The sequence below is a fragment of the Aeromonas encheleia genome (assembly GCF_900637545.1).
Lineage (GTDB): Bacteria > Pseudomonadota > Gammaproteobacteria > Enterobacterales > Aeromonadaceae > Aeromonas > Aeromonas encheleia.
In genome coordinates, this window is sequence record NZ_LR134376.1 from 4,457,893 (window position 1) to 4,478,856 (window position 20,964).

The window sequence follows — 20,964 nt, forward strand, 5'->3', positions numbered from 1 at the left end:
GCCCAAAAACAAAAACCCCCTCCTGACGGAGGGGGTTTTTCGTTGCATCGGATGCCGCTGGAGGGTCAGCGCAGGGACTTGACCGAGCGACGGACGATCAACTCGGGCTGTACCGTCATGGACTCGACTTCCAGCTCCTTGTTGCGGATCCGGCTCACCAGCTGCTGCACCGCCAACAGGCCGAGCTCGGCCTTGGGGTGGCGAATGGTGGTGAGCGGCGGGCTGGAGAAGCGCGCCATCTCCACGTCGTCATAGCCGATCATGGAGATGTCGTCCGGCACCTTGACCCCCGCCTCCCAGGCGGCGCAAATGGCACCTATCGCCATGGGATCGTCGAAGGCAAACACCGCCGTCGGGCGGGGCTTGAGCGCCAGGATGCGCTGCATGGCATCGAAGCCGCTCTGGCTCTCGTAGTCCCCTTCGAAGATCTGAGCGTCCGACAGGGTCAGGCCCTGCTCGGCCAGGGCATCGCGCACCCCGTCCAGTCGCTGCTGGGTGGTCGGCTTGTCGATCTGACCCGTGATGCAGACGATCTCGGTGTGACCCTGCTCCAGCAGATGACGCACGGCCATGCGCGCGCCGATGCGAGCGTTGTCGTTGATCACGTTGGCAAAATCACACTCGGTGCCCCAATCCAGTACCACCTGCGGCACATTCTTGTGGATGCGCAGCATGTCGCGCAGCGGGGTATCGATATCGGTCCCCAGCACCAGCAGGCCATCGACCCGCTTCTCCATCAGCATCCTCAGGTAATGCTGCTGACGGGGCGGCTGGTTCTCCGTATTGCACAGGATCAGGCTGTAGCCCTGCTCGAAGCAATAAGCCTCCACCCCGCGCACCACTTCCGCGAAGAAGGGGTTGGCGCTGGTCGTCACCAACATACCTATGGTCTTGGTTGAATTGATCTTGAGGCTGCGCGCCACCGAATTGGGCGCGTAGTTGAGCTCTGCCACCGCCTCAAGCACTTTTTGGGTCGCATCTTCGCTGACCCGACGGGTGTGATTGAGTACATGTGAGACGGTGGAGATGGATACGCCTGCGCGCGAGGCGACATCTTTAATAGTTGCCATCTCGGTCTCCTGAATAACAAAGGCGGAACAGTAGCAGATTTCCCGAATAAAGGCTTGGTTTTAACGAGAGCTGCCAGCGAATTGTCAATGTTGGCTAATCTAGGCGGTCGTTTCTATTTGCGCAAACGAAATTTGGTCAAAATGAGAGCAGACGCAGAATGAAATATCGTCAGTTTTTTCATCTGGCATTTATCGGAACAACCTCTTGTTGTTAAGATGTTAATCGACCATTTTGGAATTAAATTCCGATATAAAACCAAAAATCAGTTATTTAGTTCACAAAACCACTAGCCACCCCTCCATGGTTAGTATCTTTAACATCTTGTTATTGCCCAGCGAGGAATGATAGAACCTTATCTATTGCCGGGCTGGCGGGATACAGGTCCGGAATGGCACACGGAAAATGAAACAATCCACTGATTAAGGGACGAATCAATGAATAACTTGAGCAAAATGGCAGTCAGGGCAGCGGTTTCTTTGGCTCTGTTTGGATCGGTCTCCATGGCCAATGCGGCCGATACCATCAAGATCGGTATCGCCGGTCCGGTCACAGGTCCGGTCGCCCAGTACGGTGACATGCAGTTCACCGGCGGCAAGATGGCGGTCGAGCAGATCAACAAGGCCGGCGGCATCAAGGGCAAGCAGATCGAAGCCATCGTCTATGACGACGCCTGCGATCCCAAACAGGCCGTGGCGGTCGCCAACAAGGTGATCAACGACGGCGTCAAGTTCGTAGTCGGCCACCTCTGCTCCGACAACACCCTGCCCGCCTCCGACATCTATGAAGACGAAGGCGTGCTGATGATCACCCCCGCCTCCACCAACCCCAAGATCACCGAGCGTGGCTACCAGCTGACCATGCGCACCATTGGTCTGGACAGCGACCAGGGTCCGACCGCCGCCAAGTACATCATCGAGCAGGTAAAACCCCAGCGCGTGGCCGTCATCCACGACAAGAAACAGTACGGTGAAGGCATCGCCTCCAGCGTGAAGGCCTCCCTGGACAAGGCGGGCGTCAAGGTGGTGGCATTCGAAGGCATCACCGCCGGCGACAAGGACTTCTCCGCCCTGATCGCCAAGCTGCAGAAAGAGAACGTCGATTTCGTCTACTACGGCGGCTATCACCCGGAGCTGGGCCTGATCCTGCGCCAGGCGCACGAGAAGGGCCTGAAGGCCAAGTTCATGGGTCCGGAAGGGGTGGGTAACAAGGACATCTCCGCCATCGGTGGTCAGGGTTCCGAAGGCCTGCTGGTCACCCTGCCGAACAAATATGACCTGGTCCCCGCCAACGCCTCCATCGTAGAAGCCTTCAAGGCCAAGGGTCAGGACTCTTCCGGTCCCTTCGTCTGGACCACCTACGCCGCGGTGCAGACCCTGGCTGCCGGTATTGCCAAGGCGGGTGAGGATGACCCTGCCGCCGTGGCCGCCGCCATCAAAGCCATGCCGGTCGACACCGTCATGGGCCCCCTGACCTGGGCACCGAACGGTGACCTGAAAGGCTTCGAATTCGGTGTGTTCCAGTGGCACGCCGACGGCACCTCCACTCAACTCAAGTAATCTGCCGGTTGGGGCGACGTGAGTCGCCCCTCCTTTCTTTGCGGGCAAGTACAGGGAACGCAGTATGTCCGAACACCTTCTCTACCTGGTTCAGCAGTTGCTGAACGGATTAACCATAGGCAGCACCTATGCGTTGATCGCCATCGGCTACACCATGGTCTACGGCATCATCGGCATGATCAACTTCGCCCACGGCGAGGTTTACATGATCGGCTCCTATGTCGCGTTTATGGTGATGGCCGGGCTCTCGATGATGGGCATCGACAGCACCTTTTTGCTGCTGGGAGGCGCCTTCCTGGTCAGCATCATCATCACCGGCAGCTATGGCTGGACCATAGAGCGGGTCGCCTATCGCCCGCTGCGGGGCGGCAACCGCCTCATCCCCCTCATCTCAGCCATCGGCATGTCGATCTTCTTGCAAAACATGATGCGGATGGCCCAGGGCTCGCGCGATATCGCCATGCCCACCCTGATCTCCGGGGGCTGGACCCTGGGTGGCGAGGAAGGCTTCCAGGCCAGCCTCTCCTACATGCAGCTCATCATCTTCGTGGTGACCTTCGTGACCATGCTGGCGCTGACCCAGTTCATCGGCCGCTCCCGCATGGGTCGGGCCTGCCGCGCCTGCTCGGAAGACATCAAGATGGCGAACCTGCTGGGCATAGACACCCACGTTGTCATCTCCATCACCTTCGTGTTGGGGGCCACCCTGGCCGCCGTGGCCGGGGTACTGCTCGGCATGTATTACGGCGTCATCAACCCCTACCTCGGCTTCATGGCCGGTCTCAAGGCCTTCACGGCGGCGGTACTGGGCGGCATCGGCAGCATCCCGGGCGCGGTGATCGGCGGCCTGCTGCTGGGGGTGGTGGAAGCGCTCACCGCCGGCTACCTCAGCACCGAGTACAAGGATGTCATGGCCTTCGCCCTGCTCATCTTCGTGCTGTTGTTCATGCCTACCGGCATCCTGGGTCGCCCGGAGGTCGAGAAGGTATGAAACGTCAATTTATTCAAGTGCCTATCACCTATCTGATGCCGCTGTTCATGTCTATCGGCTGCATCCTGGGTCGCCCGGAAGTGGAGAAAGTCTGATGAAACGTCAATTCATCCATGCCTGCGTCGCCAGCCTGATGCTGCTGGTGCTCTCCTTCTGGCTGCTCGGCTTCAAGCTCGAGACCGATGGCTCCCGCCTGCTGGTGGTGAGCCGGCTCGACGTGTCGCTGGCCTGGCTGCTGGGGGGCGCCGCCCTGGTGTTCTGGTTCCAGCTGATGCGCGGCCAGATCAGCCGACTGTTCCAGGCCTCCATCAGTGGCTTCTCCGTCGGCTTCACCAAGCTGGTGCTGCCGAGCCCTGAGGAAGCGCCACGCCTCTACAACATCACCGCCATCCTGGTGCTGCTGTTCGCGGTGAGCTGGCCCTTCATGGCGTCGCGCGGCGCCGTCGATCTGGCCACCCTCACCATGATTTACATCATGCTGGGGCTCGGCCTGAACGTGGTGGTGGGCCTCGCCGGCCTGCTGGATCTCGGTTACGTCGGCTTCTACGCGGTCGGCGCCTACACCTATGCCCTGCTCAACACCTACTTCGGGCTGAGCTTCTGGGAGTGCCTGCCCATCGCCGGCCTGATGGCGGCCACCTTCGGCTTCCTGCTCGGCTTCCCGGTGCTGCGGCTGCGCGGTGACTATCTGGCCATCGTCACCCTGGGCTTTGGCGAGATCATCCGCATCCTGCTCAACAACCTGACCAGTCTAACTGGTGGCCCGAACGGCATCTCCGGCATTCCCAAGCCCACCCTGGCCGGGCTGGAGTTCAACCGCACCGTCAAGGATGGGGGCTTTGGCACCTTCCACGACTTCTTCGGCATCACCTACAACGCGAACCACAAGGTCATCTTCGTCTACCTGATGGCGCTGCTGCTGGTGGTCGCCACCCTGTTCGTCATCAACCGTCTGCTGCGCATGCCGTTGGGACGTGCCTGGGAAGCCTTGCGGGAAGACGAGATCGCCTGCAAATCCCTTGGCCTCAATCCCACCATCATCAAGCTGACCGCCTTCACCATAGGCGCCTGCTTCGCGGGCTTCGCCGGCAGCTTCTTCGCCTCCCGCCAGGGCTTCATCAGCCCGGAGTCCTTCGTCTTCATCGAGTCGGCCATAGTCCTTGCGATCGTGGTGCTGGGCGGCATGGGCTCCCAGATCGGGGTGGTGCTGGCCGCCATAGTGATGACGGTGTTGCCGGAGCTGGCCCGTGAATTCAACGAGTACCGCATGCTGATGTTCGGTCTGCTGATGGTGTTCATGATGATCTGGCGGCCGCAGGGACTGCTGCCGATGAGTCGTCCTCACCTGGAGCTACGAAAATGAGCAACCTGAACAATACAAACAACAAGTTGCTCGACGTCTCTGATCTGTCGATGCGCTTCGGCGGCTTGCTGGCGGTCAACGGCGTCAAGCTGGATGTGGACAGGGGCGAGGTGATCTCCATCATTGGCCCCAACGGCGCGGGCAAGACCACCATCTTCAACTGCCTGACCGGTTTCTACCGCCCGAGCGGCGGCACCATCCGCTACAAGGGCGAGGAGATCCAGGGGTTGCCCGGCCACCTCATCGCCCGCAAAGGGGTGGTGCGGACCTTCCAGCACGTCCGCCTGTTCAAGGAGATGACGGCGGTGGAGAACCTGCTGGTGGCCCAGCACAGGCACCTCAACACCGGCTTCATCGCCGGCCTGTTCAAGACCCCGGCCTTCCGCCGCGCCGAGCAGGAGGGGCTGGAGCAGTCGGCCTTCTGGCTGGAGAAAGTCGGCCTCAAGGAGCTCGCCAATCGCGCCGCCGGCAACCTGGCCTATGGCCAGCAGCGCCGGCTCGAGATCGCCCGCTGCATGGCGACCAGGCCCGATCTGCTGATGCTGGATGAACCGGCCGCCGGCCTCAACCCGCACGAGACGGATGAGCTCAACGAACTCATCTCCAACCTGAGGGACGAGTTTGGCGTCTCGGTATTGCTGATCGAGCACGACATGAAGCTGGTGATGGAGATCTCCAACCGCATCTTCGTGGTCAACCAGGGCACCCCGCTGGCCCATGGCAAGCCGGACGAGATCCGCAACAACCCGGCCGTGATCAAGGCCTATCTGGGCGAATCCTAGGAGTCATGATGTTAGAACTTCGCAACGTATCGACCCACTACGGCAAGATCCAGGCGCTGCACGACGTCAGCGTCGAGGTGAAGGAGGGAGAGATAGTCACCCTGATCGGCGCCAACGGCGCCGGCAAGACCACACTGCTGATGACGCTGTGCGGTGAACCCAAGCCCAGCAGCGGCAGCATCTGGTTCGAGGGGGAGCAGATAAATTCCCTCACCACGGCCCGCATCATGCGCAAGGACATCGCCGTGGTGCCGGAGGGGCGCCGCATCTTCGCCCGCCTGACGGTGGAGGAGAACCTGCTGATGGGTGCCTTCTTCGTCGACAAGGCCGAGCAACCGGCCCTGCTGGATCAGGTATTCACCATGTTCCCGCGGCTGCACGAGCGGCTGGAGCAACGGGCCGGCACCATGTCCGGCGGCGAGCAGCAGATGCTGGCCATAGGCCGCGCCCTGATGAGCAAGCCGCGTCTGCTGCTGCTGGACGAGCCCTCGTTGGGGCTGGCCCCCATCATCATCCAGCAGATCTTCGACACCATAGAGCAGCTGCGCCAGAAGGGCATGACCATCTTCCTGGTGGAGCAGAACGCCAACCAGGCGCTCAAGCTGGCGGACAGAGGCTATGTGCTGGAGAACGGCCGGGTGGTGCTGCAAGACACAGGCGCCGCCCTGCTCGCGAACCCGGCGGTACGGCAGGCCTATCTCGGCGGCTAACCCGACATGAACGGGGCCGCAGTCGTACCGGATCGTCACCACTTCTGGTGCGACCCGGCCCTGCCGTTTATCGAGGCGCGAGCGGTGCAGGATGGCCGCCGCGTCTGCTACGACAAGCACAGCCACGCCCACTTCTCCATCGGCGCCATCACCGGTGGCCACAGCTACTACCTCAACCAACGCAGCAGGCAGGAGGTAAGCCGCGGCAGCCTGGTGCTGATGAACCCGGAAGAGGTGCATGCCTGCAACGCCATCGCGGATCAGCCCTGGTCCTATCTGATGTTCTACCTCGATCTCGACTGGCTGCGTGGCCAGCAGGAAGAGGCGGGCCTGGGCTCCGAGTTTCGCCCCTTCGACATGACGGCAAGCCGGGACCCCCTGCTGTACCAAGCATTGCAACTGCTGCACCACCAGCTGGTACAAGATGCGGATCCCCTTGCCAAGGAGGTGGCCTGCCAGCGGTTCAGCCACCAGCTGCTGGCCAGGCTGACGCCTGCCAGCTGGGATGATCGCCCGCCGCTGCACCTGCAACGGGCCGCCGAGCTGATCCGTGACGACTGCACCCGCCCCCTCACCCTGGCCGAGCTGAGCGCCGTGGCCGGCATCACCCCCTCCCACCTGGTGCGCAGCTTCGCCCGCCACTATGGCATGACCCCTCACGCCTACCTGATCGATCACCGTATTCGCCACGCCCGCCCCCTGCTCAGACAGGGCCAGTCCCTGGCCGAGGTGGCGCTGGCCAGCGGCTTTGCCGATCAGGCGCACTTCCAGCGCCAGTTCAAGCGCCGGGTCGCCGCCACCCCGGGCCAATACCAGCTGCAGCTCAGCCGTCAGGCAGCCAGCCCCAGGTAACCGGCACTGAGTAAGAGCAGCAGAGCCATGGTCCGGTTGAACCAGCGCAGCCGGCTGGGCGACAGCAGCGCCTCCTGCAGCCGGCTGCCGACATAGGCCCAGCAGGCGATGGAGCCGAGGCAGATCACCAGATAGAGGGTGGTGAACAGGACTATCTGCCCCACCCCGCCGACGGCCCCATAGGCCCCCATCCCCATGCTGGCCGCCAGCCAGGCCTTGGGGTTGAGCCATTGCATCAGGGCGCCGTACAGGAAGGAGGGTGGCACCCCGCCGCCGTGCCCCAGGCTCCCCTCATCCACCATCAGCTGCCAGGCCATGTAGCAGAGGAAGAGGATCCCGCCCCAGCGCAGGGCACCGGCCGCCATGGGCCATTGCACCAGGGCCCCGCTCAGCCCGAGCCCCATCAGCAGAAGCAGCAGGATGAAGCCCAGCGTCGCCCCCACCACGTGACGCAGGCTGGCGTGGAAGCCGTACCTGGCCCCCGCGCCAAGGGCGACCAGATTGACCGGGCCGGGAGAGATGGACATGGCCAGCGCAAACCCGGTCATCGACAGTAACAGACTCATTTCCATGAAGAGGACTCCTTGAGGTGACACAGCGCCACCCTACCGAGCCACCGCCTGGGGGTATTGAAGAAAATTGCGCAGCCCCTGCCGATGAGGGGCGACGGAGCGCATTGCGGGCTTAGCGCGGGCCGCGGCTTGCGGTAAACTGGGCATCAATCATCTATTCACAGGACAGGTTAATGGACCAGTTTGCCCATATCAGTGCCCAGGATGCCCACCAGAAGCTCAGTGCCGGTGACGCCCGTCTGGTGGATATTCGCGATCCCCAGTCATTCGAGACCGCTCATGCGGTCGGCGCCTTCCACCTCACCAATGGCAGCCTGGTGCGCTTCATGAACGAGGTGGACTTCGACACCCCAGTGATAGTGATGTGCTACCACGGCAACAGCAGCCAGGGGGCGGCCCAGTATCTGCTGCAACAGGGCTATGATCAGGTCTACAGCCTGGATGGCGGCTTCGAGGCCTGGCGCAAGGAGTTCCCCATCCAGGCGGGCGACGCATGATCCAGCTGCTGGTGCTCGACGACGCCCGCATGGCCCAGGCGCTGGTGGACTATCTCGCCACCCTCGGCATGTCGTGCGAGCTGACCCAGTCCGAGCTCGGCGTCTCGGTCTGGCTGGCGGATGAGCAGCGCCTCGCCCAGGCCCAGCAAGAGGTGAAGCGCTTCCTGAGCGATCCCAACCATCCCCGCTACATGGAGGCCTCCTGGCAATCAGGTCGGGCGGATGCCCGCATCGACTACAGCAAGGGGATGACGGATCCCGTCACCGACTTCCTGCATCAGGCGGGGCCGCTGACCCTGATCGTCATAGTCGCCTGTCTGGCCATCTACGCCCTCGATGCCATAGGCCTGCCCATCTTCGATCAGCTGGCGTTCCACCCGACCCTGGCCCAGTTCACCGACTGGCAGGCGTGGCGCTACATCACCCCGGCCTTCATCCATTTCTCGGTGCTGCACCTGGTGTTCAACCTGCTGTGGTGGTGGTATCTGGGGGGGCAGATCGAGCAGCGCCTCGGCAGCGGCAAACTGTTCATCCTACTCGTGGTGGGAGCGGCCCTGCCCAACGTGGCCGAGTTCTTCATGAGCGGCCCGCTGTTTGGCGGCCTCTCCGGGGTGGTCTATGCCCTGCTCGGTTACTGCTGGCTGCGCAGCAAGCTGCAGCCGGCCTGCGGCCTCAGCCTGCCGCCGGCGCTGATGGGCTTCATGCTGTTCTGGATGGTACTCGGCTTCTTCGACTTGCTCGGCACCCGCACCGCCAACATCGCCCATCTGACGGGTCTGCTGGTGGGCCTGCTGCAAGGCTGGCTGGATCGGCACCACAGACCGGCCTGAGTCGTTTTCTTCGACCTGCTCGGCAGCCACACCGCCGCCAACATCGTCCACCTGACGGGCCTGCTGGTGGGCCTGCTGCAAGGCTGGCTGGATCGGCACCACAGACCGGCCTGAGTCGTTTTCTTCGACCTGCTCGGCAGCTACACCGCCGCCAACATCGCCCATCTGACGGGTCTGCTGGTGGGCCTGCTGCAAGGCTGGCTGGATCGGCACCACAGACCGGCCTGAGCCGTTTGCGGACAGCCTTCCGCCGTTGTCTCCGCGTTACAAAACAAAACGCCGCCCCGAGGGGCGGCGTTTTTTATTGGCCGACTGGCTTACTGCTTGAGCAGGGTGGCGTCGGTCACCATGACCCCGGTGCCGCCGCTCATGAAGAAGCTGCCGAACTGGGTCTGCATCTCCGTGGTCACAGCACCGGTCGGATCGAAGTTCTCATCCGGTGCCAGCAGCGAGCTGTGGCCCCCCGCCACGAAGCGAGCCGCGTGGTGGTTGGCCGCGCCGCTGGCAGTCAGCGGTTGCAGCGCCAGCACCTTGAACAGCGCCTCGGTACCACCCAGCGGGGCGGTCGCTATGCTGTTCGGGATCACCTGATCCGGCAGGCTCAGGGCGCCATCTCCGACGATCTCGGTGGCAAACAGCGGGAAGTCCGCCTTGATGCCCCGCGCCAGGTTGATCGGGTCAGCCGAATCCAGCACCGACTGGGCCGCGAAGTTGTAGCTCTGCACAGTGCCGGCCGCGGTGGCCTGAGTGGCGGCGTCCAGGCTCGGCAGGAACTCGTTGACGAAGCAGCTGGCGACCGCCGTCTTGCAGCTCGGCGCATAGGCGGTGAAGGCCGACTTCAGCTCAGGGCTGCCGCTGGTCAGCACGCTCATCTGGATCGTCGGACCGAAGGTCGGCGAGTTGAGCAGCAGCGGGGCTATGCCGCCACCCGGCATGGCCAGGCCGCCGGTGTCGAACTTGAACAGGGCATCCGCCTGAGGACTGCCGATGGACTGGTTGGCCACCGCCAGCAGGCTGGCACCGGCAATGGCCCCCAGAGAGTGACCCAGGAAGTGCACCTTGACGCCGGCGCCGCCCAGCGCGCCCTTGGCGTTGGCCAGACCGACCGCCAGGCGCAGGCCCAGCAGATCCGCCACGCTCTGTTTCAGGTTGTCCCGCGCCACCGTCAGGTAGCTCAGGTTCAGATAGGGGGTCGGGTTGTCCGGGGTGGTCACGGTCGCCATGCTGCCGCTCAGGGCATAGCCGCGCTCACCGTGCAGCGGGTGATCGATCACCACCAGCGCCACCTTCTTGCCCGCCTTGGCGCCAGCCGCAATCTGGCCCAGCGCCAGGGCGTAGGCGTTCTCCTTCACCGAGGTGACGCCGTGCTGATAGATGATCACGTCGGTGATGGTGTTGAGCGCGTCCTTGGCGAAGATGCGCATCGGCACGGACTGCACCTCTTCCAGCGCCGGCAGCGGGTTGAAGCGGCCTATGTTCATCTCGGCGTCCAGCGCCTTGCCACCGGAGGTGAGGGTCACCCCGATCAGCTTGCTCGCCTCGACCAGCAGCTCGGCCTGACGGCTCGGATCGGCGATCAGCTCACCCAGCAGGGCCGGATCCACCCCGGCGCCCACCAGACCGGCGATCACCTCGCTGTCACCGGCCTTCAGCGCGTTGGCGATGGCGTACAGGCTGGGGATGGCACCGTGCCAGGACTGGGTCCTGGCCTTGTCCCAGGAACCGGCGGTGGCCGGTGAGGAGAGGAAGTAGGGCAGTTTGACCGCTCCTGTGTAGACCTGGGTGATCTGGGCCAGGCCGTTGAGCGGGGTGCCGGTGCCGAAGGCGGCGGCCAGCGCATCCTTCTGCTCCTGCGGCAGGAATTGTTCGGCCTCCAGCTTGGTCAGGAAGCTGTCGTGGCTGGCCACGCCCAGGGTGTAGGTGCCGGGCAGACTGGTATTGCCCTTGGCATCCTCTTTCCACAGCACGGCCGCATCCAGGGTCGGGCTGCTCTTCAGCACAGAGGCCGCAGCCCCCTTCACCGCCACCAGCACATCGGCGCCGGACTGGGTACCGAACCAGTCGGAGAAGATCACGTGGTCGCTGGTGATGCCGGTGGCGGCCTTGAACAGCCCTTCCTGCAGGGTGATCAGACCGTTGATGGACTGCTCCTGGGCGGTGCTGCCGGCATTGCTCTTGTAGTTGCTGTAATCACTGCCGGCCTTGAGCGGGGTGCCGCTGCTGTCGTTGAGCGTATCCGTGGCCACTATCATGTAATAGGAGGAGGGGCTGAGGGGCTTGAGCGGCACCAGGTTCAGCTTGCCGGCTGACTCGGCCACCACGAAGTCCACGCCGTAGGTCAGCACCTTCTTCACGCCACTCGGGCGCAGTGCCGCGCTGTCGAAGGTCAGCTCCAGCAGATAGAGCGGTGCGACGGCGGCACCGAATTCGGCGGCCGTCGGCGCCTTGACCGTGATGCCGGATGCCGTCACGGGCACGATCTGGATCGCCTGGGTCGTGGACCAGCCATCCAGGGTAGAGAGTGCGGAGACCGGGTTGGAGAGATCGGCGGTCTCGGTGGAGAATTTCAGGGTACCGTCGGAGGCACGGGCGGCCAGGGCGCTGGGGCGCACCGCATTGGAGCCACTCAGCAGGTAATCGAGATAGCTCGAGGTATCGCCTTCTTTATCGTCGCTGCCACCACAACCGCTCAGCAGTGCACTGACGACAGCTGCATAAATTAGCTTTTTTTTCATATCCTTATCTCTTTTATGTTGTTATCCATGATGAGCCTGACGGGGTAGGGTCCAAACCCGACCGAAACATCTTAACAGCAACGCAACAATTAATAAGCCTCTGGTCGGTCATCTGATCTGATTTTTTTGTGTACAACATCAAGGAAATGGAATTGGACCCTGGCGCCAGAGGGTAGCAGCATCCCTGGCATCACCAGACCCGACCAGAGCCTGTTAAGTCCTGGGACGCAAAAAGCCGCCCCGATCTCGGCAAAGAGGCAGATTTGTCGGTAGAATGGCGTCATTGCTTAAGGAGAACCCCATGATCGACCCGAAGAAACTGGAAGAGATCGCCAAACAGGTACAGAACGCCCTGCCGCCCGGCATTCGCAGCATGGGTGAAGAGGTGGAAAAGAAGACCCGTCAGGTGCTGCAGGCCCAGCTGAACAAGCTGGATCTGGTCAGCCGCGAGGAGTTTGACGTACAGACCAAGGTGCTGCTGCGCACCCGGGAGAAGCTGACCGCCCTCGAGGCCAAGCTGGCCCAGCTGGAACAGCAGCTCGGCGCCAAGGGCGAGTAAGCCGGCGCGATGTCCGCCGGTGTCGCCGACCCGTCGGCCTTACCGGCACATAAAACAAACCCCAGCCAGGCTGGGGTTTGTTGTTTCTGCTGCGAAGGAACGCTTTAGATGAACTCGTAGGCGTCGCCGAAGATCCGCTCCGGCTCGGCGCCCAGTACCTTGAACTCCTCCCGCGCCGCACCCGCCATCTCGAAGCGACCCGCCACATAGATGTCGTAGTCATGCAGGCTGACGAAGTCGTCCATGATGGCCTTGTGCACCAGCCCGGTCTTGCCGGTCCAATCGGCCTCCGGCTCCTGCACCACAGGCACGAAGGTGAGCGGGGCATAGTCGCGCTCCCACTGCTGCATCTGCGTCTGCTCGTAGAGCCAGTGCGCCTGACGCACGCCCCAGTAGCAGAACACCGGGCGCTTGCTGCCGGTCGCTATCAGATACTCCAGGATGGAGCGGGCATAGGAGAAGCCGGTGCCGCCTGCCATCAGGATCAGGGGGCGGGGCGAGCTGTCCCGCAGGAAGGCCTTGCCCGCCGCCAGCTCGATCTCGATCTCGCCCTGTTCGCGCATGCGCGCCAGCACCTGGCCGGCGTAGGCGTTCTCCGGGGTGGCGCCGATCTGCAGCTCCAGCACACCGGAGCGGGTCGGCGAGTTGGCGATGGAGAAGGGACGCTTGTCCGAGTCGCTCATCACCACCAGCAGATACTGGCCCGGCTTGAAGCTGACCTCTTGCTGCGGCGCCAGGGCCACATGCCAGATGGTGTCGACATATTCGCGCAGTTCCTCTACGCGGCACTTGATACGTTGCATTCTGGTCCTTGTGACGGGCTCGCTCGGCCCGCTTTCGCTCATTGATTCACTGTGTTCTGGCGACCAGCGATCTGGTCCGGTCAGTCGAGAATACCCAATTCGGTCGGCGAATACCGCTCTTTTGCGTCGCGCCGCCGTGGAGGCGCGGGATCAGCCGAGAATATTCAGCTCGTCCCAGATCCCGTCGATCTTCGCGGTCACCGCCGCATCCTGGACTATGGGCTGACCCCACTCCCTATTGCTCTCCCCCGGCCACTTGTTGGTGGCATCCAGCCCCATCTTGGAGCCGAGCCCCGAGACTGGTGAGGCGAAGTCGAGGTAATCGATCGGCGTGTGCTCGATCAGGGTGGTGTCCCGCGCCGGGTCCATGCGGGTGGTGATGGCCCAGATCACATCCTTCCAGTCGCGGGCGTTGATGTCGTCATCGCAGACGATCACGAACTTGGTGTACATGAACTGGCGCAGGAAGGACCAGACCCCCAGCATCACCCGCTTGGCATGGCCGGGGTAGCGCTTCTTGATGGTCACCACCGCCATCCGGTAGGAGCAACCCTCCGGCGGCAGGTAGAAGTCCACTATCTCGGGGAACTGCTTCTGCAGCAGCGGCACGAACACCTCGTTCAGCGCCACCCCCAGCACCGCGGGTTCATCGGGTGGACGGCCGGTGTAGGTGCTGTGATAGATGGCATCACGGCGCATGGTCATGTGGGTGATGGTAAACACCGGGAACTCGTCCACCTCGTTGTAGTAACCGGTGTGATCCCCATAGGGGCCCTCCGGCGCCATCTCCCCCGGCTCCAGATAACCTTCCAGCACGATTTCGGCGCTGGCGGGCACCTCGAGCTCACAACTCAGGGCCTTCACCACCTCGGTGCGGCTGCCGCGCAGCAGGCCGGCGAAGGCGTATTCGGAGAGGGTGTCCGGCACCGGCGTCACGGCGCCGAGTATGGTCGCAGGATCGGCGCCGAGCGCCACCACTACCGGGAAACGCTCACCCGGGTGGGCCTCCTGCCACTCGCGAAAATCGATGGCGCCGCCACGGTGATCCAGCCAGCGCATGATCAGCTTGTTCTTGCCGATCTTCTGCTGGCGATAGATGCCGAGGTTCTGGCGTTTCTTGTAGGGGCCGCGGGTGATGGTCAGCCCCCAGGTCACCAGGGGGGCCACATCGCCGGGCCAGCAGTGCTGGATCGGGATCTGATCCAGGTCGACCGCCTCCCCTTCCAGCACGATCTGCTGGCAGGGGGCGGAGGAGAGCCGCTTGGTCGGCATGTTGAGCACCTGCTTGAAGATCGGCAGCTTCTCCATCAGCTCCTTGAGGCCGCGGGGCGGCTCAGGCTCCTTCAGGTAGGAGAGCCAGGTCCCCACCTGGCGCAGGGCGCCGACGTTGGGCTGGCCCATGCCCATGGCGACCCGATCCGGGGTGCCGAACAGGTTGGTCAGCACCGGCATGCTGTAGCCCTTGGGATTCTCGAACAACAGGGCCGGGCCACCCGCACGCAGGGTGCGATCGCTGATCTCGGTCATCTCCAGATAGGGGTCTATCTCGCGACTGATGCGCTTGAGCTGTCCGGTTTGTTCCAGCTGCGCGATGAAATCACGCAAGTCCTTGTATTTCATGCGGGTACCCTGTGTTCAGGCGGTGGGGCATTATAACCCCGGTCGCGCATCCAGTGTACCCGTATCGGGCAGCATGACGGCCAGGCCGTGACGCTGCTCCTGCCGGGTGAGGCGATCCGCCAGCTGGGCCAGCAGCCTGGGTTCGTCCATCTGCAGCAGCAGGCCGGCCACCAGCCCGCCATATTGGTGCTTGCCGAGTTCGGCCAGCAGATACTGCTGGGCCGTGTCGGGCAGCGGCGAGAGCTGACTGAGCTGGTGCAGGGCGGGGATAATCAGGCGGTCGTTGCGGCTGGCGGCGATCAGCAGATCGCTCGCCTCCTGGCCTCGATAGAAACGGCTGATGCTGTGCAGGGCCGCCAGGCTGTCGTGATCCGCCGGTTGGCGCCACAGCTTCTGATAGAGCGCGGGGTCGCCGGTCCGATCGATGAGGTGCAGCAACAGCTGGTTGTCCGGCAGGAAGAGGGGTAAGGAGGCCAGTCGCTTGGCCTCGCGCCTGAGCACGGGGGTGGGCTGATCATCGAGCACGGCCAGCAACGCCTGCTGCTGTTGCGCCAGCTCCTGATTGCGGCTGTAGTAGAGCTGCTTGAAGTCAAAGCTGTTCTGCTCCAGCAGCTGACGGTAGTTGTCCTGCCAGGCCAGCTGCTGCCAGTGGCTGAGCACCAGCCTGGCCTCGGCGGCAAAGTCATAGGCGGGCAGCTGGACCAGGAAACCGTCCACCTCCCCCTCCACCAGCCACAGCGGTGCCTTGGCGGCCTGCTCCCGCACCCAGGCCAGCAGCGCCGGGGTCGGCGCCCCCGCCGACTTGAGGCCGCTCAGCAGCCGGTGCAGCAGGAACTCCCGCTGCCCCAGGGTCAGCGTCTTGAGCAGGGAATCCATGGCGGCAAACTGCCCCAGTCGCAGGCGACTATTCAGATAATCGACATGCCCCTGCAGGCCCTCATCCGCCACCAGCTGAGCCTGCGGCTGTGGCAGTGAATCGGCCTGCACCGGGCTGGCCATCAGCCAGCCGAGCCAGATCAGGAATACCAGCTTCATGACGTCCCTATCCTTGTGACATCGAGGCCTCACATACTACTAAGGCAACCGGGAAATAGATAAACAAAAACCGCGACCTGGGCCGCGGTTTTGGCATTCTTCGACGTCTTCGGCGCAGTTACTTCTGCTGACGCTTCATGGAATCGAAGAACTCGTCGTTGGTCTTGGTGGCTGCCAGCTTGTCGATCAGGAACTCGATGCTGTCGATCTCGCCCATGGGGTGAATGATCTTGCGCAGTATCCACATCTTCTGCAGCTCATCCGGCGCGGTCAGCAACTCTTCCTTGCGGGTGCCAGAGCGGGTGATGTCGATGGCCGGGTAGACGCGCTTCTCGGCGATCTTGCGCGAGAGGTGCAGTTCCATGTTGCCGGTACCCTTGAACTCTTCGTAGATGACTTCATCCATCTTGGAGCCGGTGTCGACCAGCGCGGTCGCGATGATGGTCAGGCTGCCGCCTTCCTCAACGTTACGGGCGGCGCCGAAGAAACGCTTGGGTCTGTGCAGGGCGTTGGCATCCACACCACCGGTCAGTACCTTGCCGGATGAGGGGATGACGGTGTTGTAGGCACGGGCCAGACGGGTGATGGAATCCAGCAGGATCACCACGTCCTTCTTGTGCTCGACCAGACGCTTGGCCTTCTCGATCACCATGTCGGCAACCTGGACGTGACGGGATGCTGGCTCGTCGAAGGTGGAGGCGATCACTTCACCCTTCACCATACGCTGCATCTCGGTCACTTCTTCCGGACGCTCGTCGATCAGCAGGACGATGAGCTCACAGTCCGGGTGGTTGTAAGCGATGCTCTGGGCGATGTTCTGCAGCAGCATGGTCTTACCGGCCTTGGGCGGCGCCACGATCAGGCCACGCTGGCCTTTACCGATGGGGGATGCCAGGTCCAGTACGCGCGCGGTGATGTCTTCGGTCGAGCCGTTGCCCCGCTCCATGCGCAGACGTTCATTGGCATGCAGCGGCGTCAGGTTTTCGAACAGGATCTTGTTGCGGACGTTTTCCGGACGGTCATAGTTGACCTCGTTGACCTTGAGCAGCGCGAAGTAACGCTCGCCCTCTTTCGGGGGTCGGATCTTGCCGGAAACGGTATCGCCGGTACGCAGGTTGAAGCGACGGATCTGGCTCGGGGAGACGTAGATGTCGTCCGGGCCGGCCAGATAGGAGCCGTCTGCGCTACGCAGGAAGCCGAAGCCGTCGGTCAGGATTTCCAGCACACCGTCGCCAAAGATATCCTCACCACCCTTGGCGTGCGCCTTGAGGATCGCGAAGATAATGTCTTTCTTGTGGGCCCGAGCCAGATTTTCTAACCCCATGGATTCGCCAAGCTTGACCAGCTCGGACACAGGAGTGTTCTTTAATTCAGTCAGATTCATAGTGGTGAGAGTCTGTAAGCAAGGATTGAAATGAGGAGACAGTCTGCTGGATTGATACTAATCGGATTTGACTTGCCAGGCTGTTGTTAAGGAGTCGGGCAAAATGGTTAGCAAACGAACGATAAGCTAGCACCAATCGGGATGAGCGTCTAGGTGATAAAACACAAGGAGCGCATTATTGCAATGCGCTCCTTCTTGATTATTACAGGTTACCGTCCAGGAACTCTTTCAGCTGAGTCTTGGACAGGGCACCGACCTTGGTCGCTGCCACTTCGCCATTCTTGAACAGCAAGAGGGTCGGGATACCGCGAATGCCATACTTGGGCGGAGTGTCGGCGTTATGATCGATGTTCAATTTCGCCACGGTCACGCGACCGGCATATTCTTGGGCGACTTCGTTCAGGATCGGGGCAATCATCTTGCACGGACCGCACCATTCAGCCCAGAAATCGACCAGAACGGGGCTGTCGGCTTTGATTACATCGGCCTCGAAGCTGGCATCGCTCAGCTGAACAATCTTGTCACTCATCTCCAACTCCAGTCAGTAATTAAGGCTTTATTGATGGATCAACAAAGGCAATAGTTGCCCTATTTGAAATGATCCTGTTTATTATTGCAAGCCTAACCTGATAACCTACCGCCATGAGCAAAACACACCTTACGACCGAAAAATTCGCCCAAATGGGCCTCGAACCCGAAGTTCTGGCTGGTCTGGAATCAAAGGGATTTCACTATTGCACGCCCATCCAGGCACTGTCTCTGCCACTGCTGGTAGAAGGCCATGACCTCGCCGGTCAGGCCCAGACGGGAACCGGCAAGACCCTCGCCTTCCTGGCAGCGACCTTCAACTATTTGCTGACCCACCCGTTGACCCAGCCGCGCCTGATCAATCAGCCGCGCGCCATCATACTGGCACCTACCCGTGAGCTGGCCGTCCAGATTTACAACGACGCTGAAGGCATGTCCGCCTCCACCGGTCTGAAGCTCGGTCTCGCCTATGGCGGCGAAGGCTACGACAAGCAGCTGGCCGTGCTGGAACAGGGTGTCGACATCCTGATCGGCACCACGGGTCGCATCATTGACTACTTCAAGTCCAAGGTCATCGATCTTGGCAGCATCCAGGTCGTGGTGCTGGACGAAGCGGATCGCATGTTCGATCTCGGCTTCATCAAGGACATCCGCTTCCTGTTCCGTCGCATGCCGCCGGCCACCGAGCGCCTGAGCATGCTGTTTTCCGCCACCCTCTCCCTGCGCGTGCAGGAGCTGGCCTACGAGCACATGAACCACCCGGAACACGTGCAAATCGAACCGGAACAGATGACGGGCGTACGCATCAAGGAGGAGCTGTTCTACCCCTCCAACGAAGACAAGATGCTGCTGCTGCTCTCCCTGATGGAAGAGGAGTGGCCGGAGAAAGCCATCGTCTTCGCCAACACCAAGCATGTCTGTGAAGACGTGCATGCGTGGCTGGAGAACGACGGCCACCGGGTCGGCCTGCTGACCGGTGACGTGCCGCAGAAGAAGCGGATGAAGATTCTGGAAGAGTTCACCAAGGGAACGCTGGACGTCCTGGTCGCCACCGACGTGGCCGCCCGTGGTCTGCACATCCCGGACGTGACCCACGTCTTCAACTACGACCTGCCCGACGATGCCGAAGACTATGTACACCGTATCGGTCGTACCGGTCGTGCCGGCAAGAGCGGTCACTCCATCAGCCTGGCCTGTGAAGACTATGCCTTCAACCTGCCGGCCATCGAGGAGTACATCCATCACCCCATCCCGGTCAGCAAGTATGATCGCGAGTCGCTGCTGGATGACGTGACCGCCCCGAAACGGGTGTTCCGCAACCGCCAGCCGGTGAACCGCAACATGCGGGATCGCCAGGGTGGTGGCAACAGCAACAACCGCCGTCGCCCGCCCCGCAAAAACTAAGGGACCGGGCCCAGTTGCACAACTCGCCGCTCTATGCCGCCATCGACCTCGGCTCCAACAGCTTTCACATGCTGGTGGTGCGCGAGGTCGCCGGTGCCCTGCGCACCGTCACCAAGGTCAAGCGCAAGGTGCGCCTCGCCGCCGGTCTCGACCCGGAATTTCGTCTCAGCCGCGCCGCCATGGAACGGGGCTGGGACTGCCTGCGGCTGTTCTCCGAGCAGTTGCAGGACATCCCCTCCGACAACATCCGGGTGGTGGGTACCGCCACCTTGCGGCTTGCCACCAACGTCGACGAGTTCCTGAGCGAAGCCGAGCGGGTGCTCAACCACAGCATCGAGATCATCTCGGGCGAGGAAGAGGCCAAGACCATCTACGAGGGGGTCTCCTGGACCTCCGCCGGGGAAGGCAACCGACTGGTGATCGACATCGGCGGTGCCAGCACCGAGCTGGTGATCGGCGAGCACAGCGAGGCGAAGCTGCTCAACAGCCTGCACATGGGCTGCGTCACCTGGCTCAACAATCACTTCGGTGACGGCGAGCTGAGCGAGACCCGCTTCAACCAGGCCATCGCCGCCGCCAAGGCGGTGATGGCACCTGTCGCGGAGGATTACCGCGCCCTGGGCTGGCGTACCTGTGTCGGTGCCTCCGGCACCGTACAGGCGCTGCAGGAGATCATGCTGGCGCAGGGCAAGAGCGAGCGGGTCACCCTGCCGAAATTGCAGGAGCTGATGGGTCAGGCCATCGCCTGTGGCCGGCTGGATCGGCTGCAGCTGGAAGGGCTTGCGGCCGAGCGGCTGACCGTGTTCCCCTCCGGCCTCGCCATCCTGATCGCCATCTTCGAGACTCTGGGCATAGAGAGCATGACGCTCGCGGGCGGGGCGCTGCGGGAGGGTCTGATCTACGGCCTGCTCGGCAACAACCACGACTGTGATGCCCGGGATCGCACCGCCGACAGCCTGATCAGCCGCTATCAGCTGGACAAGGAGCACGCCGAGCGGGTGCGCGACACCGCCATCGAGGCGTTCAACCAGCTGCAACCGGCCTGGCGCCTCTCCAAACGTTACGGGCGCCCGATCCTGCGCTATGCGGCCCTGCTGCACGAGATCGGCCTCTGCATCGAGTACAAGAAGGCACCGCAACACGCCGCCTACATCATCGACAACATCGACATGCCGGGCTTCACGCCAGCCCAGAAGAAGCTGTTGTCGGCCCTGCTGTTCAACCAGCGGGACGAATTCAAGCTGGACACCCTGGAGAAGCAGGGCGCCGTCACCGGCCGCCAGGCGATCCGGCTGGCCCGCATCCTGCGCATCTCGCTCATCCTCTGCATGCGTCGCACCCAGGGCACTGTGCCCAGCTTCCTGTTGCAGGCCGATGAAGAAGCGCTGACCCTGACCCTGCCCAAAGGCTGGCTGGACGAACACTATCTGCGCGCCAGCGAGCTGCGCCTCGAGGTGGAGCGCCAGCAGAAGATGGGCTGGCCCACCCGCCTGCTGGAAGCCTGATTGGGTTCGCACCCAATCAGCCCCCTTTTCACCGCAACGCCGTCGGTTCCGACAATCTCTTTCGCAGCAACACTCGGTGCCATTCAAGGCTCGTAATTGATTTAATTGGCTTTTTAGCCAAAGCCCCCCTCATCACACAGCGCTCGCCTGCTACCCCATTTCACCAT

19 protein-coding genes and 1 pseudogene are annotated in these 20,964 nt (G+C 62.4%); 12 read left to right on the top strand and 8 right to left on the bottom strand.

Going from position 1 to position 20,964, the window contains the following annotated elements:
• Nucleotides 1–65 precede the first annotated feature (65 nt).
• Nucleotides 66–1,070 carry a substrate-binding domain-containing protein gene (locus EL255_RS20860; RefSeq protein ID WP_042651778.1) on the bottom strand — a complete coding sequence of 335 codons (1,005 nt, stop codon included), beginning with the start codon at nucleotides 1,068–1,070 and terminating at the stop codon, nucleotides 66–68.
• A gap of 435 nt (nucleotides 1,071–1,505) precedes the next feature.
• Between EL255_RS20860 and EL255_RS20865 the strand changes: the two genes are divergently transcribed.
• The 6 genes from EL255_RS20865 (at nucleotide 1,506) to EL255_RS20890 (ending at nucleotide 7,325) form a co-directional block, all read left to right on the top strand.
• Entirely contained in the window at nucleotides 1,506–2,627 is a 1,122-nt protein-coding gene (locus EL255_RS20865) for a branched-chain amino acid ABC transporter substrate-binding protein (RefSeq protein ID WP_042651779.1), read from the top strand.
• Between the two features lie 64 nt (nucleotides 2,628–2,691).
• The gene (gene livH / locus EL255_RS20870; protein WP_042651780.1) at nucleotides 2,692–3,618 is read left to right on the top strand and encodes a high-affinity branched-chain amino acid ABC transporter permease LivH; all 927 of its coding nucleotides are present in this window, start codon (nucleotides 2,692–2,694) and stop codon (nucleotides 3,616–3,618) included.
• A 94-nt stretch (nucleotides 3,619–3,712) separates the two neighbouring features.
• Nucleotides 3,713–4,981, top strand: a complete 1,269-nt coding sequence (locus tag EL255_RS20875) for a high-affinity branched-chain amino acid ABC transporter permease LivM (RefSeq protein ID WP_042651781.1) — start codon at nucleotides 3,713–3,715, stop codon at nucleotides 4,979–4,981.
• Complete coding sequence (gene livG, locus EL255_RS20880) at nucleotides 4,978–5,763, top strand: high-affinity branched-chain amino acid ABC transporter ATP-binding protein LivG (protein ID WP_042651782.1); 786 nt, start codon at nucleotides 4,978–4,980, stop codon at nucleotides 5,761–5,763. The genes EL255_RS20875 and livG overlap by 4 nt, the downstream gene beginning before the upstream one ends.
• Before the next feature lie 8 nt (nucleotides 5,764–5,771).
• A complete protein-coding gene (locus EL255_RS20885; RefSeq protein WP_042651783.1) occupies nucleotides 5,772–6,473 on the top strand; it encodes an ABC transporter ATP-binding protein in 702 nt (233 codons plus the stop codon).
• 6 nt (nucleotides 6,474–6,479) lie between these two features.
• Nucleotides 6,480–7,325, top strand: a complete 846-nt coding sequence (locus EL255_RS20890; RefSeq protein WP_042651784.1) for a helix-turn-helix transcriptional regulator — start codon at nucleotides 6,480–6,482, stop codon at nucleotides 7,323–7,325.
• Here EL255_RS20890 and EL255_RS20895 read toward each other — a convergent pair.
• A complete protein-coding gene (locus tag EL255_RS20895) occupies nucleotides 7,304–7,897 on the bottom strand; it encodes a LysE family translocator (protein ID WP_232018888.1) in 594 nt (197 codons plus the stop codon). The genes EL255_RS20890 and EL255_RS20895 overlap by 22 nt on opposite strands.
• 173 nt (nucleotides 7,898–8,070) lie before the next feature.
• Here EL255_RS20895 and glpE point away from each other — a divergent pair, with 173 nt between their 5' ends.
• From glpE to EL255_RS21850, 3 genes and pseudogenes are all read left to right on the top strand, one after another.
• Entirely contained in the window at nucleotides 8,071–8,394 is a 324-nt protein-coding gene (gene glpE, locus EL255_RS20900) for a thiosulfate sulfurtransferase GlpE (RefSeq protein WP_042651785.1), read from the top strand.
• The gene (gene glpG / locus EL255_RS20905) at nucleotides 8,391–9,224 is read left to right on the top strand and encodes a rhomboid family intramembrane serine protease GlpG (protein WP_042651786.1); all 834 of its coding nucleotides are present in this window, start codon (nucleotides 8,391–8,393) and stop codon (nucleotides 9,222–9,224) included. The genes glpE and glpG overlap by 4 nt, the downstream gene beginning before the upstream one ends.
• Before the next feature lie 6 nt (nucleotides 9,225–9,230).
• Nucleotides 9,231–9,338, top strand: a pseudogene (locus EL255_RS21850) (rhomboid family intramembrane serine protease GlpG); the annotation flags it as partial.
• Between the two features lie 203 nt (nucleotides 9,339–9,541).
• Here the strand turns inward: EL255_RS21850 and EL255_RS20920 are convergent.
• A complete protein-coding gene (locus EL255_RS20920; protein ID WP_042651787.1) occupies nucleotides 9,542–11,959 on the bottom strand; it encodes a VolA/Pla-1 family phospholipase in 2,418 nt (805 codons plus the stop codon).
• A gap of 301 nt (nucleotides 11,960–12,260) precedes the next feature.
• Here EL255_RS20920 and ubiK point away from each other — a divergent pair, with 301 nt between their 5' ends.
• Complete coding sequence (gene ubiK, locus EL255_RS20925; RefSeq protein ID WP_042651788.1) at nucleotides 12,261–12,518, top strand: ubiquinone biosynthesis accessory factor UbiK; 258 nt, start codon at nucleotides 12,261–12,263, stop codon at nucleotides 12,516–12,518.
• A gap of 104 nt (nucleotides 12,519–12,622) precedes the next feature.
• Here the strand turns inward: ubiK and fre are convergent, their stop codons facing one another.
• From fre to trxA, 5 genes are all read right to left on the bottom strand, one after another.
• Nucleotides 12,623–13,321 (bottom strand): NAD(P)H-flavin reductase, encoded by a 699-nt coding sequence (fre, locus tag EL255_RS20930; RefSeq protein ID WP_042651789.1) that lies wholly within the window; start codon nucleotides 13,319–13,321, stop codon nucleotides 12,623–12,625.
• Nucleotides 13,322–13,471: 150 nt separating this feature from the next.
• Nucleotides 13,472–14,941 carry a 4-hydroxy-3-polyprenylbenzoate decarboxylase gene (gene ubiD, locus EL255_RS20935; RefSeq protein WP_042651790.1) on the bottom strand — a complete coding sequence of 490 codons (1,470 nt, stop codon included), beginning with the start codon at nucleotides 14,939–14,941 and terminating at the stop codon, nucleotides 13,472–13,474.
• Nucleotides 14,942–14,971: 30 nt separating this feature from the next.
• A complete protein-coding gene (locus EL255_RS20940) occupies nucleotides 14,972–15,976 on the bottom strand; it encodes a hypothetical protein (protein ID WP_042651791.1) in 1,005 nt (334 codons plus the stop codon).
• Between the two features lie 118 nt (nucleotides 15,977–16,094).
• Nucleotides 16,095–17,360, bottom strand: a complete 1,266-nt coding sequence (rho, locus tag EL255_RS20945) for a transcription termination factor Rho (protein WP_033132515.1) — start codon at nucleotides 17,358–17,360, stop codon at nucleotides 16,095–16,097.
• A gap of 202 nt (nucleotides 17,361–17,562) precedes the next feature.
• Nucleotides 17,563–17,889, bottom strand: a complete 327-nt coding sequence (gene trxA, locus EL255_RS20950; RefSeq protein ID WP_025328829.1) for a thioredoxin TrxA — start codon at nucleotides 17,887–17,889, stop codon at nucleotides 17,563–17,565.
• A gap of 113 nt (nucleotides 17,890–18,002) precedes the next feature.
• On the opposite strand from trxA, the gene rhlB reads away from it, so the two are divergent.
• Both rhlB and gppA read left to right on the top strand, forming a co-directional pair.
• Complete coding sequence (rhlB, locus tag EL255_RS20955; protein ID WP_033132514.1) at nucleotides 18,003–19,292, top strand: ATP-dependent RNA helicase RhlB; 1,290 nt, start codon at nucleotides 18,003–18,005, stop codon at nucleotides 19,290–19,292.
• Between the two features lie 14 nt (nucleotides 19,293–19,306).
• Nucleotides 19,307–20,797, top strand: a complete 1,491-nt coding sequence (gene gppA / locus EL255_RS20960) for a guanosine-5'-triphosphate,3'-diphosphate diphosphatase (protein WP_042651792.1) — start codon at nucleotides 19,307–19,309, stop codon at nucleotides 20,795–20,797.
• Nucleotides 20,798–20,964: the final 167 nt, after the last annotated feature.

What these genes read in the sequence shown, in the direction of transcription:
- EL255_RS20860 (WP_042651778.1), bottom strand. Translation starts at nt 1,070, where the DNA reads ATGGCAACTATTAAAGATGTCGCCTCGCGCGCAGGCGTATCCATCTCC.
- EL255_RS20865 (WP_042651779.1), top strand. Translation starts at nt 1,506, where the DNA reads ATGAATAACTTGAGCAAAATGGCAGTCAGGGCAGCGGTTTCTTTGGCT.
- livH (WP_042651780.1), top strand. Translation starts at nt 2,692, where the DNA reads ATGTCCGAACACCTTCTCTACCTGGTTCAGCAGTTGCTGAACGGATTA.
- EL255_RS20875 (WP_042651781.1), top strand. Translation starts at nt 3,713, where the DNA reads ATGAAACGTCAATTCATCCATGCCTGCGTCGCCAGCCTGATGCTGCTG.
- livG (WP_042651782.1), top strand. Translation starts at nt 4,978, where the DNA reads ATGAGCAACCTGAACAATACAAACAACAAGTTGCTCGACGTCTCTGAT.
- EL255_RS20885 (WP_042651783.1), top strand. Translation starts at nt 5,772, where the DNA reads ATGTTAGAACTTCGCAACGTATCGACCCACTACGGCAAGATCCAGGCG.
- EL255_RS20890 (WP_042651784.1), top strand. Translation starts at nt 6,480, where the DNA reads ATGAACGGGGCCGCAGTCGTACCGGATCGTCACCACTTCTGGTGCGAC.
- EL255_RS20895 (WP_232018888.1), bottom strand. Translation starts at nt 7,897, where the DNA reads ATGGAAATGAGTCTGTTACTGTCGATGACCGGGTTTGCGCTGGCCATG.
- glpE (WP_042651785.1), top strand. Translation starts at nt 8,071, where the DNA reads ATGGACCAGTTTGCCCATATCAGTGCCCAGGATGCCCACCAGAAGCTC.
- glpG (WP_042651786.1), top strand. Translation starts at nt 8,391, where the DNA reads ATGATCCAGCTGCTGGTGCTCGACGACGCCCGCATGGCCCAGGCGCTG.
- EL255_RS20920 (WP_042651787.1), bottom strand. Translation starts at nt 11,959, where the DNA reads ATGAAAAAAAAGCTAATTTATGCAGCTGTCGTCAGTGCACTGCTGAGC.
- ubiK (WP_042651788.1), top strand. Translation starts at nt 12,261, where the DNA reads ATGATCGACCCGAAGAAACTGGAAGAGATCGCCAAACAGGTACAGAAC.
- fre (WP_042651789.1), bottom strand. Translation starts at nt 13,321, where the DNA reads ATGCAACGTATCAAGTGCCGCGTAGAGGAACTGCGCGAATATGTCGAC.
- ubiD (WP_042651790.1), bottom strand. Translation starts at nt 14,941, where the DNA reads ATGAAATACAAGGACTTGCGTGATTTCATCGCGCAGCTGGAACAAACC.
- EL255_RS20940 (WP_042651791.1), bottom strand. Translation starts at nt 15,976, where the DNA reads ATGAAGCTGGTATTCCTGATCTGGCTCGGCTGGCTGATGGCCAGCCCG.
- rho (WP_033132515.1), bottom strand. Translation starts at nt 17,360, where the DNA reads ATGAATCTGACTGAATTAAAGAACACTCCTGTGTCCGAGCTGGTCAAG.
- trxA (WP_025328829.1), bottom strand. Translation starts at nt 17,889, where the DNA reads ATGAGTGACAAGATTGTTCAGCTGAGCGATGCCAGCTTCGAGGCCGAT.
- rhlB (WP_033132514.1), top strand. Translation starts at nt 18,003, where the DNA reads ATGAGCAAAACACACCTTACGACCGAAAAATTCGCCCAAATGGGCCTC.